Annotated in this window: 15 protein-coding genes; all 15 read right to left on the bottom strand. The window is 61.6% G+C overall.

The features are described from left to right. Positions 1-329: 329 nt before the first annotated feature. Genes ACYZTS_RS05445 through ACYZTS_RS05375 form a run of 15 tightly spaced genes read right to left on the bottom strand, consistent with a single transcriptional unit; the run spans position 330 to position 14810 of the window. Positions 330-776 carry an excinuclease gene (locus tag ACYZTS_RS05445; protein ID WP_461994576.1) on the bottom strand — a complete coding sequence of 149 codons (447 nt, stop codon included), beginning with the start codon at positions 774-776 and terminating at the stop codon, positions 330-332. 29 nt (positions 777-805) lie between these two features. Further along, positions 806-2032 carry a beta-ketoacyl-ACP synthase gene (locus tag ACYZTS_RS05440; protein ID WP_028622180.1) on the bottom strand — a complete coding sequence of 409 codons (1227 nt, stop codon included), beginning with the start codon at positions 2030-2032 and terminating at the stop codon, positions 806-808. Beyond that, positions 2032-2760 carry a 3-oxoacyl-ACP reductase FabG gene (gene fabG / locus ACYZTS_RS05435; RefSeq protein WP_461994574.1) on the bottom strand — a complete coding sequence of 243 codons (729 nt, stop codon included), beginning with the start codon at positions 2758-2760 and terminating at the stop codon, positions 2032-2034. The genes ACYZTS_RS05440 and fabG overlap by 1 nt, the downstream gene beginning before the upstream one ends. After that, complete coding sequence (locus tag ACYZTS_RS05430) at positions 2757-3218, bottom strand: hotdog family protein (protein WP_461994572.1); 462 nt, start codon at positions 3216-3218, stop codon at positions 2757-2759. The genes fabG and ACYZTS_RS05430 overlap by 4 nt, the downstream gene beginning before the upstream one ends. Then, positions 3215-4417 carry a beta-ketoacyl-[acyl-carrier-protein] synthase family protein gene (locus ACYZTS_RS05425; protein ID WP_461994570.1) on the bottom strand — a complete coding sequence of 401 codons (1203 nt, stop codon included), beginning with the start codon at positions 4415-4417 and terminating at the stop codon, positions 3215-3217. Before ACYZTS_RS05425 ends, ACYZTS_RS05430 begins: the two co-directional genes overlap by 4 nt. Continuing rightward, positions 4414-5019 carry a hypothetical protein gene (locus ACYZTS_RS05420; RefSeq protein ID WP_461994568.1) on the bottom strand — a complete coding sequence of 202 codons (606 nt, stop codon included), beginning with the start codon at positions 5017-5019 and terminating at the stop codon, positions 4414-4416. The genes ACYZTS_RS05425 and ACYZTS_RS05420 overlap by 4 nt, the downstream gene beginning before the upstream one ends. Next, complete coding sequence (locus ACYZTS_RS05415) at positions 5019-5744, bottom strand: class I SAM-dependent methyltransferase (protein WP_461994566.1); 726 nt, start codon at positions 5742-5744, stop codon at positions 5019-5021. Before ACYZTS_RS05415 ends, ACYZTS_RS05420 begins: the two co-directional genes overlap by 1 nt. Continuing rightward, entirely contained in the window at positions 5741-6988 is a 1248-nt protein-coding gene (locus ACYZTS_RS05410; RefSeq protein WP_461994564.1) for an NAD(P)/FAD-dependent oxidoreductase, read from the bottom strand. Before ACYZTS_RS05410 ends, ACYZTS_RS05415 begins: the two co-directional genes overlap by 4 nt. Then, positions 6975-8135: a sodium:proton antiporter gene (locus tag ACYZTS_RS05405; RefSeq protein ID WP_461994562.1), complete on the bottom strand. Its 1161-nt coding sequence runs from the start codon at positions 8133-8135 to the stop codon at positions 6975-6977. The genes ACYZTS_RS05410 and ACYZTS_RS05405 overlap by 14 nt, the downstream gene beginning before the upstream one ends. After that, positions 8132-10471 carry an MMPL family transporter gene (locus ACYZTS_RS05400; protein ID WP_461994560.1) on the bottom strand — a complete coding sequence of 780 codons (2340 nt, stop codon included), beginning with the start codon at positions 10469-10471 and terminating at the stop codon, positions 8132-8134. Before ACYZTS_RS05400 ends, ACYZTS_RS05405 begins: the two co-directional genes overlap by 4 nt. Beyond that, a complete protein-coding gene (locus ACYZTS_RS05395; RefSeq protein WP_461994559.1) occupies positions 10455-11192 on the bottom strand; it encodes an outer membrane lipoprotein carrier protein LolA in 738 nt (245 codons plus the stop codon). The genes ACYZTS_RS05400 and ACYZTS_RS05395 overlap by 17 nt, the downstream gene beginning before the upstream one ends. After that, complete coding sequence (locus tag ACYZTS_RS05390; protein WP_461994557.1) at positions 11189-11614, bottom strand: acyl-CoA thioesterase; 426 nt, start codon at positions 11612-11614, stop codon at positions 11189-11191. The genes ACYZTS_RS05395 and ACYZTS_RS05390 overlap by 4 nt, the downstream gene beginning before the upstream one ends. After that, positions 11607-13151, bottom strand: coding sequence for an HAL/PAL/TAL family ammonia-lyase (locus ACYZTS_RS05385; RefSeq protein ID WP_461994555.1), 1545 nt, complete (start codon positions 13149-13151; stop codon positions 11607-11609). Before ACYZTS_RS05385 ends, ACYZTS_RS05390 begins: the two co-directional genes overlap by 8 nt. After that, complete coding sequence (locus ACYZTS_RS05380; protein ID WP_461994553.1) at positions 13132-14079, bottom strand: LpxL/LpxP family acyltransferase; 948 nt, start codon at positions 14077-14079, stop codon at positions 13132-13134. The genes ACYZTS_RS05385 and ACYZTS_RS05380 overlap by 20 nt, the downstream gene beginning before the upstream one ends. Then, positions 14076-14810 (bottom strand): glycosyltransferase family 2 protein, encoded by a 735-nt coding sequence (locus tag ACYZTS_RS05375; protein ID WP_461994551.1) that lies wholly within the window; start codon positions 14808-14810, stop codon positions 14076-14078. The genes ACYZTS_RS05380 and ACYZTS_RS05375 overlap by 4 nt, the downstream gene beginning before the upstream one ends. Positions 14811-14876 lie beyond the last annotated feature (66 nt).

Raw genomic sequence — 14876 nt, 5'->3', positions numbered from 1 at the left:
GAGGCCTGACTGTAATCGGCATGCCACGAGCTTTTCCAATTTTGGCCAGAAGCCGAAGACGGCTTCCACGAATAGGCCTAATACATAGATGCAACGGGGCGACAGTTTTTCAAAAGCGGGTAGACAGTAGGGGCGAGTCCATACATAGCAGCTGGCGCAGCCTGCGTCCGGTTCCACAGCAGCCGCATCGATGGCTGATGCGACCTGCCGTTTTGACTGCGCCTTACTGGTTAACGACTGCTGCACAGCGGGTGCAGCCAGACGCAGGCTGCGCCAGTTGCTACAGGTCGGGGCGTTGCAACGAGCAATAGCGCTCGCGAACCCCGTGCTTACTGAACCTTGGCCAAATCCCCTTTCAACGCAACGCCCGCCATGATCGCGCCGGCGTGGCATTCGTAGTTTTTGGCGTCTTTGCGCTCGTTGCTTTTGTAGAAGCTGACGATGTTGGTCACGGCGTTGGCACCGGCGTTTTTTGCAGCCTGGTGCAGGCTGATGATGGCCGATTGCGCGACCCATTCGCAGGCGACTTCGTCAGACTTGTTGAAGGCGTTGGTTTTCTTGTTGGTGACCGCGCCCGGGCTGACGACGGTGACTTGGCCGGCCGGGGTGTTGCCGGCGAGGTAGAACTTCACGCTGCCGTCGATTTTGCCGGCGCGCGTGGCTTCGGCGATGGCTTTATCCAGCGGCAGATACACCGCCGTGTCACGCGCCTGACTGACGGCAGGCAAAGTGCAGATCAGCAGGGTGGCGGCGGTAGCGATTTTCTTGAAGTGCATGAGGTCTCCTTGACCTTGAGAGTGTTGGGTTACGACCAGCGACGGAAGATCAGCGAGGTGTTGACGCCGCCGAAGGCAAAGTTGTTGTTCATGACGTACTGATTGCTCATCTGCCGAAACTCACCGCGCAAGTAATCAAGCTTGCCGCAGTGCGGATCGACGTCGTCGAGATTGAAGGTGTGCACGTACTGGTCACTGTTCAGCATTTCGATGCTGAACCAGGACTCCAGCGCACCGCACGCGCCCAGCGTGTGGCCGAGAAAACTCTTCTGCGAACTGATCGGCATGTGCTCGCCGAACAACGCACTGGTGGCCAGCGTTTCAGCGATATCGCCCTGTTCGGTGGCGGTGCCATGACCGTTCACATAGCCAATATCCGACGGTTGCAAACCGGCATCTTCCAACGCCAGTTCCATTGCCCGGCGCATGGTCACCTGCTCCGGACGGGTAGTGTGCTGACCGTCGGCATTGCTGCCGAAACCCACCAGTTCGGCATGGATGTGCGCGCCACGCGCCAGTGCGTGCTCGAGTTCTTCGAGCACCAGCATGCCGCCACCCTCGCCAATCACCAGACCGTCGCGGCCGCTGTCGTAAGGACGGGGCGAGGTCTGCGGGGCATCGTTCTTCAGGCTGGTGGCGTAGAGCGCGTCGAAGACCATGGCTTCGGTGGGGCACAGTTCTTCGGCACCGCCCGCGAGCATCAACGGCAAGCGACCGAACTTGATCGACTCATACGCGTAACCGATGCCCTGGCTGCCACTCGTGCAGGCGCTGGACGTCGGGATGAGCCGACCGGTGAGGCCGAAGAAAATACTGACATTCGCCGCTGTGGTGTGCGGCATCATCCGCACATAAGAGTTGGCGTTCAGGCCTTCGGCCACCGAATTGAGCAGCATGTTGCCGAACGCCTTGATCTCGTCGGTGCTGCCGGTGGATGAGCCGCACGACACGCCCATGCGGCCGTCCTTGATCAATTCGTTGCCGAGCAATCCGGCGTCGGCCAGCGCCCGCTCCGCAGCACCCACGGCCAGGCGCGAGACACGGCCCATGCTGCGCAGCTGTTTGCGAGTCCAGTGACTCGGCACCTTGAAATCGTCGATCGGCCCGGCCAGACGCGTGTTGAGTTCGGTGAAACGATCCCACTCGTCCATGCGCCGAATGCCGCTGCGATTGGCCGCGAAGTTGCCGGCGATGGTTTCCCAATCGCTGCCCAGTGAAGTGATGCCGGCCATGCCGGTGACGACGACGCGCTTCATCAGCACAGGCCTCCGTTGACGGCCAGAACCTGCCGGGTGATGTACGACGCTTCCGCCGAAATCAGGAAATTGACTGCACCGGCCACCTCTTCCGGGGTGCCCATGCGTTGTGCGGGGATCATTTTCATCAGTTCTTCCACCGGCACGTTTTCATCGAGCATCGCCGTGTCGATCAAGCCGGGAGCGACGCAGTTGACGGTAATCTTGCGCTTGCCCAGTTCGATCGCCAACGCTTTTGCTGCGCCGATCAGACCGGCCTTCGAAGCGCTGTAGTTGACCTGCCCGCGATTGCCGATAAGTCCGGAAACCGAGGTAATGCAGACAATGCGGCCCGCCGCGCGACGACGAATCATCGGCATCATCACCGGGTGCAATACGTTATAGAAACCGTCGAGGTTGGTGCGCATCACGACGTCCCAATCATCCTCGCTCAGTGCCGGAAATGCACCGTCGCGGGTCAGGCCGGCATTGAGCACGACGCCGTAATAGGCGCCGTGTGCTTCGACATCCGCTTCGAGAATGGCTTTGCAGCTGGCACGGTCGGACACGTCGAATTGCAGGACCCTCGCTTGGCGCCCCAGCGCCTGGATTTCATTTTGAACGGTGAGGGCATCCGCCATGCCGCTGCGGCAATGCAGCACGATGTCATGCCCGGCCTGGGCCAGACGCAAGGCGATGGCGCGGCCGATGCCACGGCTGGAACCGGTGACCAGTACGGATTCAGTCATGACTGGACTCCTTGGGGTTCATCAAGATATTGGGCAGCCTGCGGCGGTCGATACACGTTCAGACGCGCGGTGGCGTGAATGCCGGGTGCATGGATATGGCATTCGAACACGCCCATGCCGTTGTCGTCTTCCAGTGAGCGAATGCCATGAATGGTCAATTGGGTGCCCAACGGGAAATGCTCGACGTTGCATTCGAATTTTCGCGTGCCAAGCAGAAACCCCAACGCCACCGCATCGCCGCGCTGGCGTGCATGGCAACCCGCGTATGCGGCCACGCTTTGCGCCATCAATTCGATGCCGACCCAGGCCGGCAGGCTGCCGTCGGGCCGGTTGAAGAGGCCATCGGGCCTGACCGTCAGGCGAGTGTGAATCTGCTCTTCGTCGAACGACAGGATCTGCTCGATGAGGATCATGTCGCCCGCGTGGGGCAGCAGTTCGGCGAGCGGCCAGTCAATCATGGGGCGTCTCCGATAATCAGGCTGACGTTGTTGCCACCGAACGCGAACGAATTGCTCATCAGGTAGCGAGGTGCAATGGACGCCAGGCGATCGGCCGGGGTCACCCATTTCAGCGGTGGCAGGTCGGGATCGGCCTGGCCGTCCCAGATATGTGGCGGCAGTGCATGCTGAGGATTGGCAGCGCTCAGGCTCAGCCAGCAGAAAGCCGCTTCCAGCGCACCGGCCGCGCCGAGGGTATGACCGGTCATCGGTTTGCTCGACGAACACGGCACGCCGGACGGGAACAGCGTCGTCACCGCAAGGCTTTCCATGGCGTCGTTATGCTGAGTGGCGGTGCCATGCAGGTTCAGATAGTCAATTTGTTCGGGTTGCAGGCCGGCGCGGCTCAAGGCTTTGCGCATCGCTTGCAGCGCACCCCGGCCGCTCGGCTCTGGCGCGGAAATGTGATGCGCGTCGGAGCTGGCGCCGCTGCCCAACAGGGCGATCGGTGAGCCTGCGCCTGCGCCTGCGCGCTTGGTCATCAGAAACAAAACCGCGGCTTCGCCGATATTGATGCCATTGCGGTTCGCCGAAAACGGGTTGCAGCGTTGCTCCGACACCGCTTCCAGCGCCGAAAAGCCGTTGAGTGTGAGCTTGCACAAACTGTCGACGCCACCGCACAGCACCGCGTCGCACACGCCCAGATCCAACAGGCGCTGAGCGCTCATCAACGCCCGCGCACTGGAGGTGCACGCCGTGGAAATCACATAGGCCGGACCACTCAGTTGCAGCCAGTCAGCGAGAAAATTCGCCGGCGCGCCGAGTTCCTGTTGCTGATAGTCGTAATCGGCCGGGAACTGCTGCTCGCGGATGTAATGAGCGAGTCCGCGACTGGCTTCGTCGATGCCCGACGTGCTGGTGCCGAGGATCACGCCGATGCGGTCACGCCCGTAGGTCTGGATCGCCAGATCGATGTCAGCGCGAATCTGCAGCGCCGCTTCCAGCAGCAATTGATTGTTACGGCTGCTTTGGGTGGTCAGCTCAGCCGGAATTGCCGCCAGTTCACCACGTACGGCGGCTACCGGCAATGAGCGTTCCGGCACCCAGCCGGCTTCAGTGCGCATGCCGGAGCAGTCACCTGCGAACAGGTTGCGGGCGACTTCATCCTTGTCGCGACCCAGCGCGCAAATCACGCCAAGGGCGTTGAGGTAGGCGGTCATGGCAGTTCACCACTGAGGGGCGAGACCAAATAGTAAGGGCCTTTGGGCAGCTTCAACTGAAAACTCGACGGTTGCGAGTAGCGCACTTCCCAGTGCTCGGGCAGAGAACGCTGCGCGCCGTGCTGCCATGCAGCAGGGTAGTTGTCGCGCAATTCATCCTTGGGCGTCAGCGCGAACAGTATGGCCGCGAACAGCGCCCGGGCTTCGGGATTGGGTGGCAGCAAACCATCGGCCTGCCATTCGCCGTCGACCAGTTTCTGACGCGCTTGTGGAATGCCCAGAAGGTCCATCATCGACCAGCGAATTCCCGGACCCTCACGCGCAATCACCAGGACCCAGTCCTGGCGCTGTTCGGCCTCGATGCGCTGGATGTGCAGTTGCTGCGGCAAGGTCAGGTTGGGCGTTTGTGCTGGCAGCGGCGCATGGTTGGCGCAGCCACTGAGCAGCATCATGCAGCCCAGGAACACAAATCTCAGAATATCCATTATCCCTGTGGGAGCGGGCTTGCCCGCGAATGCGGCCTTACATTCAATAAAGTTGTCGACTGACACTGCGCTTTCGCGAGCGAGCCCGCTCCCACAGGGTTGAATTGCACCGAACATCACTCCACACCTTCCAATGGCTTGCGCGCCACCACGTTCACCAACGTTTCTTCCCGTTGGCCGAACGGCTCTGGCCGGCGCAGACCCAAACGTTCAAGCAGCCCGAAATCCTTGGCGCGGCTCCACCACAAGTACGGATACGACACGTTCTGCGCCTCGAACTCGAAGCCCTCGCGGCGAATCATCTCAAGGTAACCGGCGGCGCTCTTTTGCACATGCATCGGATGACGGAATAACCAGCGGATGACCCACGTATCAATGTAAGCCTCGGTGGATTCGGCGAACAGCAGATAACCGCCCGGCTTGAGCACACGGTAGAACTCGGCCAGCGCTTTGTCCTGCTCCACCAGATGATGGAAGGTCTGATGGCAGAACAGCAAATCCACGCTCGCATCCGGCACGGCAAGCGTCGCGCAGTCACTGCCGATCAGCTCGACGTCCATGCTTTGGCGGACGGCTTCTTCGCCGCTCAGCGCCAGGCTGTGCGGGTCGGCATCGACACCGATCAGGCGCTGCGGCGCAAAGGTCTGGCGCAGGTACTGGAACGATTTGCCCTGACCGCACCCGGCATCCAGCAGCACCGGGTGCGCAGGCAAAGGTTCGCTGAACAGGCTGCGCAAATCGTTGATTGCCACGCGCAATACATGATGCTGCCACGTGTAGCTGCGCAGGAACCAGAAACCGAAGCGGGTCTCTTCGACGTAGTTCTCGCTGAGGTAACTCACGAAGCATCACTCGCGCAAAATTCCGAGAGCATGCGCAGCCGGCGTTTGGCTTCGCTGACAAACGGGTTGCGTTCATCCCAGGCATACCCGGCCAGAATCGAGCTGATCATGCGGCGAATTTCTGCCGAGCCGCCGGCGTGATAAATCACATCCTGGAACGTCCCGGCGTACCAGCCTTCAACGTAGCAGCGGAACGTGTCGACGCCGCGCTTCAGCGGTTCGGCAAACTCGGTCTGCCAATCGACGCTTTCGCCTTGCAACTGACGGTTCAGCACGCCGGCGGCCATGCTCGCCGAGCGCATGGCGATGGTCACGCCGGAGGAGAAGACCGGGTCGAGAAATTCCGCAGCGTTGCCCAGCAGCGCAAATCCTGGGCCGTGCAGGGTTTTGACGTTGGCGGAGTAGCCGCCAATGGTGCGCGCCGGGGTATCCCACACCGCGTTCTCCAGCACGCCCGACAAGCTTGGCGTTTCGGCAATGAAACCGCGCAGGCACTCATCCAGATTATCGCTGCGACCTTCGAAGTGTTCCGCTGCTGCTACCACGCCCACCGAGCAACGGCCGTCGCTGAACGGGATGGTCCAGAACCACACGTCACGTTTGGTCGGGTGGGTGGTGACGAGGATTTTCGTGCGGTCGAATGTCGGATGGTCGATGTGATCTTCGACGTGGGTGAACACCGCCTGGCGCACCGGGAAATTCGAGGGTGCTTCAAGGTCGAGCAAACGCGGCAGGACCCGGCCGTAGCCGCTGGCGTCCAGCATGAAATCCGCTTCGATACGGTACTCGCTGCCATCCTCGCGCATCACGCCGAGATGCGGTTTAGCCTGACCGATATCGACGCTGACGATCGCTTCGCCGTAGCGGATTTCCACGCCTTGCAGCGCCGCTTGATCGGCCAGCAGCTTGTCGAAATCGGCACGCAGGACCTGGAAAGTGGTCGGCTTGCCGTTGCTGAACGTGTCGCCGAAATCGAACGCGCTGTACTGCTCGCCCCAGGCAAACGCGGCGCCGGTTTTCAGCTGAAAACCGGCGGCGTTGACCGCATCGAGCATGCCGGCTTCTTCAACAAAATCCAGGCAGTGCGACAGCAGACTTTCGCCGATGGAAAATCGTGGGAAATGCTGGCGTTCAATCACCAGCACATCGTGCCCCTTGCGTTTGAGCAGCGCAGCGGCGATGGCGCCGGAAGGCCCGGCACCGATGACGACTACCTGACGACGTTCCATTTCAACGGTTGGCATGGGGGCTCCTTGCCGGTATGGCAGTTTTCAAAGGGATGCGGTGCATGCCGGCGAATGCCGGCAGCAATGTGGCGATCAGGCCCATCAGCATCAGCGCAAAATAAAGCGGCGCGCTGATGAGTTGTTGTTGCAGCAGCAGGTTGAGGAAGACGATCTCGCTCAAGCCGCGAATATTCAGCAGCACACTTTCGCGCCAGCGACTGGCGCCCGCAAACGAGGCACCGGCCCAGCCGAGGCCGAGCCAGTTGCCGAGCAATTTGCTGGCAATCGGCAACAGCAACAAGGCCGCCAACTGCACCACGCTCAGGCTGTCGAGGGCGCTGTGAACGTTGATCTGCACGATGCCGAACGTGAGGATCAACGGGATCGCGATCCAGCTTTGCAGGCGATTCATCCAGACGGCAGGGATCGGCAGCACCAGCGGAATTTTCAGCGCCGCCATGCACAGCAGATAGCCGATGCCGACGATCAACGCATTGAGTTTGTAGTGCTCGGCCACCACCAGCAGCGCGAAGAAAATCCCGCTGTACAACCGTGGCTGGCGCAAGCCGATAATTCGCAACAGCAAAGGCATGCACGCGCAGGCTAAGGGCAGCAGCAGGCTGCTCAAGTGCAGGCTGCCTTGGGCGATGGCGAAGAGCGTCCAGCACGTCAGGTCGATGACGATTGCGGTCTGCACCAAACGCCGGGTGGCGGCGGCCGGATAACCGATATGCAACAAGTACAGGTACAGCACCGGAATCGCCGTAATGGCGAACAGCAAACCGACCGCCAGCGAACTGAGCCACGGTTGCGGCGGCAGCAACCAGATCGCCGTCGCCAGACCGCAGGCAAAGGGCACGCAAAAACTCGGCAGGGCAATTTTCAGGCTCTGGCGATCCAGGCGCAGATCAATCACGTCGCTGAGAATGTAGCCCAGCAGCAAAGCGAAACTCAGGCTGTAGAGGCTTTTCAACCAGATCGGCGCGACCAGGGCCGCGCCGCTCAATTGCCATTGGGGTTCGATCCAGAAGTACATCAGCAGCGGCAATACGAGTGTCGCCAGCAGCAACTGGCTGACGATCGGAATCAGGCCAAAGTGGCGACCGACACGAGTGGCGATGGCGAACAAAGCCAATGCCATTGCCCAGAACAGAATGACCATCATGCAGCCGGCTCCGCGGCAGGGGCGGCATGCACCTGGCTTCCGGCCCAAGGCGCCAGCATGAAGCTGAACGCCAGACCGAGGCTCACCGACAAACCGAAACTGCTCACCGCGGGCGTGCTCGACACCGCCAGCAGACCAAACGACAGCCACGTCGTCAGTGCCGCAAGCAAGGTGCCCAGCAGGCTCACAGCGGCGCCGCCGACCTGCTCGCGCATGAGGATCGCGTAATCGACGCTGATCGCCGTCACCAGCAGCAGGCCGAACAGGCTGAACAATGTCAGCGGCTGCCCCAGCCAACCGAGGCTGGCGAGGCTGCATAGGGCCGCCAGCAGCGGCAGGGTGACGATTCGCAGAGCGCCGCCCCAGCCGAATGGCAGGATCAGCACCAGCACGATCAACACACATGAGGCCAGTTTCAGTTCGGCGGCGCTGATTTGCGTCTGGGCGAACACTGCGTTCAATTCACCCAGGCGATCCACCAGTTCCACGCCCGGCAGATCCAGCGCCTGCACCCGCAGCAGCGCGGGATCATTGAGGCCTTGCAGACTGACCATCGCCGCCACGCCGTCCTCATTCGCGCCCAGCCACAACGCGCGATAGGGTTCGGCCAAGGGGCCGACCAATGCGCTGTTGATGTCCTCAGCGGGTAGCGCTTGCAACGTTGCCAATTCAGTTTGCAATGCGGCGGCCGGCACGCCGAGGTCGAGCAACGGTTGCCAGAATTGCGGCAGTTTTTTCAGTGCTTCGCGCACCGAGTGTTGCTCGCTTGGCTGGCTGACCAATTGATCGAGTGACAGGTAGCCCTGCAGCTTTTCCAGGTTGACCAACTGATCCAGCCGCTCGCTCAAGGCACTCAAGCGTTCGAGTAATTGCTGCTCATCAGCGGCCCGCACCAGGAAAAACTGGCTGGTGGGTTGATAGCCGGTGATGCGTGCGATGGTCTGCGCTTCATCAGTCAATTGCTGCGGTGCGCCGACCCATTGGCGAATGTCGTTTTTGCTCTCGAGCTGCAGCACGCCCGCAACGCAAAAAGCGATCAGCAGCGCCAACAACGCTGGCGTGCTGATGCGCTTGAGCAGGGCCTCACGGATTCCCAGCAGACATTCCGATATCTGCAGCGGCCACTGCGCCGGACGCAGGTCCGCGCCCTTGAGCAACGCTGGCAGCAGGCACACCGCTGACAGGTAAGCGCCGATCAGCCCGGCGGCGGAGAACACGGCGATTTGCGTCAGCGCCGGGAAGGGCGTCCAGGCCAGCGCCAGGTAACCGATGCAACTGGTGATCAGGCTCAGCGTCAGGCCGGGCAACGTCAGGCGCAGTGCCGGCCAGCTGTGCCAGGGTTTAAGGCTCCAGCTCTTGGACAGGTAATGCAGCGGGTAATCGACGGCGACACCGATCAGGCTCGATCCCAACACCAGGGTCATCACGTGCATGTGGCCAAACAGCGCCACGCAAGCGACGGCGCCGAACAGCATGCCGACCAGCACCGGCACAAACGCCAGCAATACCCGCCAGCGCCGGAACGCCAGCAACAGCAGCAACAGAATGCCGACCGTGGCGCCGCCGCCGACCCAGGTCATTTCGCGGGTGGCCTGTCGCTGGCCGGCCGCCGCGTAGAGCAAGCCGCTGGCAGCCAGCACTTGCACGTCTGACTTTGCAGCGTCTGCGCGGGCCTGCTTGAGCAGATCGGCCACGCGCAGCGGCAGGTTCATGTCGAACGCGTCGCCGGTGGTCTTCGCGCGCAGCAACACCCAGCTTTTGCCTTCAGCGTCAGCGATCAGCGCGCCGCTGCCGATGTCCAGCTGCACCGAACCTTGTTGCGGTTGACTGTTCTGGATGCGCCCGGTCAGGCCTAGCCAGTCTTCCTGGCTGGGCACCAGACTGAAACCGGTGAACGGGTCGAACAACGATTGCACCCGTTGCTGAATGAACGTGTCGGGATGCTCGATGAGTTGCTGGCGATCCTCTGTCGCCAGCATTGCCAGCCGCCCTTGCAGCAATTGCTTGCGCAGCGCCGGCAAGTCCGCTTGCAGGTTCCACTGGACCTTTTCGAACACGCCGCTGGCCTGCCACTGCTCGCCGAGTTTCTGCGCCATGGCGACCGCTTGCTGACGATCGGCATGCCCGACCAGCACCAGCATTTCTCGGTTCAGTGGTTCTTGCATGCGTTGTTCGGCACGCAGTTCCAGCGCATCCGGCGCGGTGCCGGGCGCCAGGTCCATCAGGTTGGCCGACAGCGGTGCGCCGTCACGCCATTGCCAACCCGCGAGCGCAAGCACCGCCAGCAGCAGCATCAAAAACAGCCGTGGGAGCACCCGTTCACTCGGCAAAATCATGCTTCTCCGTATCGCTTAGCGGTTGCGCGCTGGTGCTGTCCTGCAAGCGCAGCAATGTGCTGTCGCCCTGGGTTTCGAGCAGTTCGATGCTGTGCACAAGGTCGCCGCCGGCAATGTTGATCTGACTGAACACCTGCTTGAGCAGCAGCGAACGCGGGATCAGCGTGAGCTTCCAGTCCTGCGCGCTGCCATCCAGCGACAGCTCGAAATCGCGCTGCAGGCCGCTGCTGTCGCCTTGCAGTACGGCGAGGAACAAACGGTTCTGCTCCGCGCCGGCACTTTTGCCCGGCAGTATCTGCCAGCCATTGGCGTCACGGCGGGCGATGCCTTTGGCGTTGATGCGGTAATCCTGCTGCAATGGCGTTTTCAGCAGCCACAGCAGGCCATGCTGTTTCGACAAGACAAACGTGCCCTTGCTGGTCAGCGGTTTGGGCAGTGCGCGCAGGTGTTTTTCCTGAGTGAAGTTGCCGTGGATCACCTCGGGTTTCGCCAGCTGATCGCTGAGTTGCTGCAAGTCGAATGCCTGTGCCAGTGAAGTGAATCCCAGCGCAAATACCAGCGTCACCGCCCACCTGTAGCAGCTGGCGAAGCCTGCGTTCGGTGTCGCGATCGCCTTGGATTTCTTCTGACGCACCGCTTGAGCAGGTTTAGCGACGGCTTCGCCGCCGAACGCAGCCTCGCGGGCTCGGGAGCTGCTACAGATGATTTCTGGCAGGTTCATCGCAGAATCCTTTCAACAGCATCGGTGAAGACCTTTGGCGAGGCCAATTGCATTTCGCGGCTGCTCATCTCGACGGCCACCTGCACGGTGCAGGCACGGGTCAAACGTTCGCCGGTTTGCTGGTCGCTGATCAGGTAATTGATCTTCAGACGGCTCTCCCACTCCACCAGATTGGCGCGCACGTTCAGCTTCTGGCCGAATACGGCGCCGCGCACATAGCGCAACTGCAGATCGATCACCGGCCAGGCGTAGCCCGACTCGACCATCGCGGTGTAGTTGTGACCGATCCGGTCCAGCAACGCGCAGCGGGCAATCTCCAGGTATTTGACGTAATGGCCGTGCCACACGACGTTCATGGTGTCGACGTCGAAAAACGGCACGAGGATTTCCGTATCGACGTGAAGCACTCCCTTGCTACGCATGCAGCCTCCAGTGCTGGTCGGCGATTCTTTGCAGGCACAGGCGTAATTCGCCTTCCAGTGCGCGGTCTTCAATGACCGGCGGGAAGTCCCTGGCCAATTCTTCGTGCATCGCTGCCAGCGCTGGCGGCAATGGGCGCGCATCCTCGGCCTTGCTGCGCAACCACACGCCCTGATTGGCCGCGAGCAGGGTAGCGGCAGCAACCTGTTCGGTCAGCTCCAGTACCCGAATCGCATCGCGCGCGGCGATGGTGCCCATGCTCACTTTGTCCTGGTTGTGACATTCGGTGGAGCGCGAGAACACGCTGGCCGGCATGGTATTTTTCAACGCTTCGGCGGTCCAGGCACTGGTGCCGATCTGCACTGCTTTGAAGCCGTGATTGAGCATCGCCCGGTCTGCGCTGGCACCGGAAAGATTGCTCGGCAAACCGTGGTTGTAACGCTCGTCCACCAGCAGGGCGAGTTGCCGATCCAGCAAATCAGCGACGTTGGCCACAAGGTTTTTCAGGCTGTCCATGGCGAAGGCGATATGACCACCGTAGAAGTGCCCGCCGTGCAACACGCGTTCGGCCTCGGCGTCGATGATCGGGTTGTCGTTGGCGCTGTTGAGTTCAATCTCGATGAACGAACGCAGCCAGTTCAGGCTGTCAGCCAACACGCCGAGCACATGCGGTGCGCAGCGCAGGGAATAGCGGTCCTGCAGGCGATGCAGTGGCGCGGTCGGCGCGTCGATCGCCAGATCCTTGCGCAACCACGCGGCGACTTGCATCTGGCCCGGATGAGGTTTGGCGGCGAACAGGCGTTCGTCGAAATGCTCGGGATTGCCTTGCAGCGCGACCACGTTCAGCGCGGTGATGCGCGTGGCCAGTTGCAGCAGGTAATCGGCGCGGGCGAAGGCGAGGCAGGCCAGACCGGTCATGACGGCTGTACCGTTCATCAGCGCCAGCGCTTCTTTGGGGCGCAGCACCAGCGGTTGCCAGCCCAATTCACGATGGACGTCTGCCGCTTGGCGACGCTCACCGCGGAACATCACTTCACGCTCGCCGGACAGTGTTGCGGCCACATATGACAAAGGCGTCAGATCACCGCTGGCGCCCACTGAACCTTCCTCCGGGATCAGCGGCAGGATGTCGTGCTGCAGAAACGCCTGAAGGCGTTCCAGCAGTTCAACGCGCACTCCGGACACGCCGTGGCACAGCGACTGCAAACGCGCAGCGAGCACCGCGCGAGTCGCCTGAGCATCAAGCAATTTACCCAGGCCGCAGCCGTGGAACGTGTAGAGATGACGCGGCAACGCTTCGACGTGGTGCAGCGGAACGGCGACCACGCAGGAATCGCCATAACCGGTGGTCACGCCATAAATCACGCCTTCCTTGTCCAGCAGGGAATCAAGAAAGCGCGCGCCCTTGGCGATGCGCTCGCGGTACACGGCGTCGTCTTGCAAATGCGTTGGCGCCTGACGATTGGCCGCCGCCAGCACGTCTTCGATACGCAAAGGGAGTTCGCCGAAGGTTACCGGCTCAAGCGTTGGCGTCGTCATCGGTCTTCCAGAAAGGGTAAAAGTTAAACCATTGCTGAGGCGCTTCGAGGCAATAGTGGCCCAAGCGTTCGGCGTAGCGGGAGGTCCACTGATGAATGACCTGCTCGCGGTCGCTGCGCTTCCACACTACGGCGTCGGCGAACGGCTCCAGGGTCAGTCGATACGCGCCTGTCGGTTTTTTCAGGCACAGCAGCAAATTGACCGGGCACTTCAGCAGTCCTGCCAGCAACCATGGGCCCTGCGGGAACGCAGCTGGATGACCGAGGAAGTCCACCGTTACGCTGCGCCCGCCATGCAGCGGCACACGGTCGCCGGCAATCGCCAGCCACTCGCCACGCTCAAGGCGTTCATGCAATTGCAACATGATCAGCGGGTCGAGTTCGCTGACTTGAATCAAGCGCAGATTGGTTGCGCCGGCTTCGCCCAGCAGGCGGTTGAACTGCTCGGCATGCTTGGTGTGTACCAGCACGTTCATCGTGACTTGTTCGCCGATCTCGGCCAGCGCGCGACAGACTTCGAGATTGCCCAGGTGTGCGCCTACCAACAGTTGTCCACGAGTGCCGCGCAGCTGATTACGCAGCAGCGCCGGATCAATGATTTCGATCTGCTCGATGCTCAGTTTGCCGTTCCATACATCGAGTTTGTCGAGCATGGAATCGGCGAACGCCATGAACTGGCCGAACACCCGCCAGTGGGTCGGGCGCAGCTCAATGCGGCCGCTCCAGTCGGCGAGCCGATGCTGGTATTGCCAGGCGCTGTGGCGAGCACTGCGGCCAAACAGGAAAAAGTACAGGACGATGCCGTATAACAGCGGGCTCAGCATTCGGCGACCGAGCAATTTGGCAGCGGTCGCGGTGAATTTCATCAGCCAGAAACTGCCGCGCTCCTGGCGGTCGGCCCAATGCTTTTTATCGGTATCGGCGCTCATGCTCGCCACCGCCGCCAGAGGATCACCGGCGCCCGCAGCAACATGCCGAAGAACAGGCGGGTGTGCATGCTGGAGATCAGCACGTTGTCGTGGAACATGCGGAAATGCGAAACGCCGTCCAAGGGGTAGTGAACCCTGGTCGGCAGCCACTGCATCGGCTGATTGCGCCACGCCAGACGCACCAGAATGTCGGAGTCGAAATCCATGCGTTTGCCTATTTTGGCGGTGTCGATCAGTGCGAGCGTGGGTGGCAGCGGGTAAACGCGGAAGCCACACATGGAATCGCGGATCTGCAGCGACAAGGTATTGATCCAGACCATCACGTGCGTCAGGTACCGTGCGTACAACCGGCCTTTCGGCACGCTGGCATCGTATTGCGGATAGCCGCAGATCACCGATGTCGGGTGCGTGCGGGATTTTTCGATGAAGAGGGCGACATCCTGCAAATCGTGCTGACCGTCGGCGTCGACCTGCAAGGCATGAGTGAAGCCAAGGCGTGAAGCTTCGCGCAGGCCGGTCATCACCGCGCCGCCCTTGCCCTGATTGGCGGCGAGCCGAATCAGATGAACGTCGTCGCGCCGGGCCAGTTGATCCAGTACGTCCGCGCAGGCTTGGTCACTGGCGTCGTCCACCAGAATGCAAGGCAGGCTGCGGGCGGTCAGCGCATCCACCACAGTGGTGACCGCGGTTTCGTGGTTGTAAACCGGGACAATGGCGCAAGGGTTATGCATAACGTCGCACCCCGCCCTTGTAGCAGCTGGCGAAGCCTGCGTCCGGGCGCGCAGCGCTCGCCTCGA

The organism is Pseudomonas sp. TMB3-21 (genome assembly GCF_054898145.1).
This window is presented reverse-complemented; position numbering and strand designations above follow the sequence as displayed.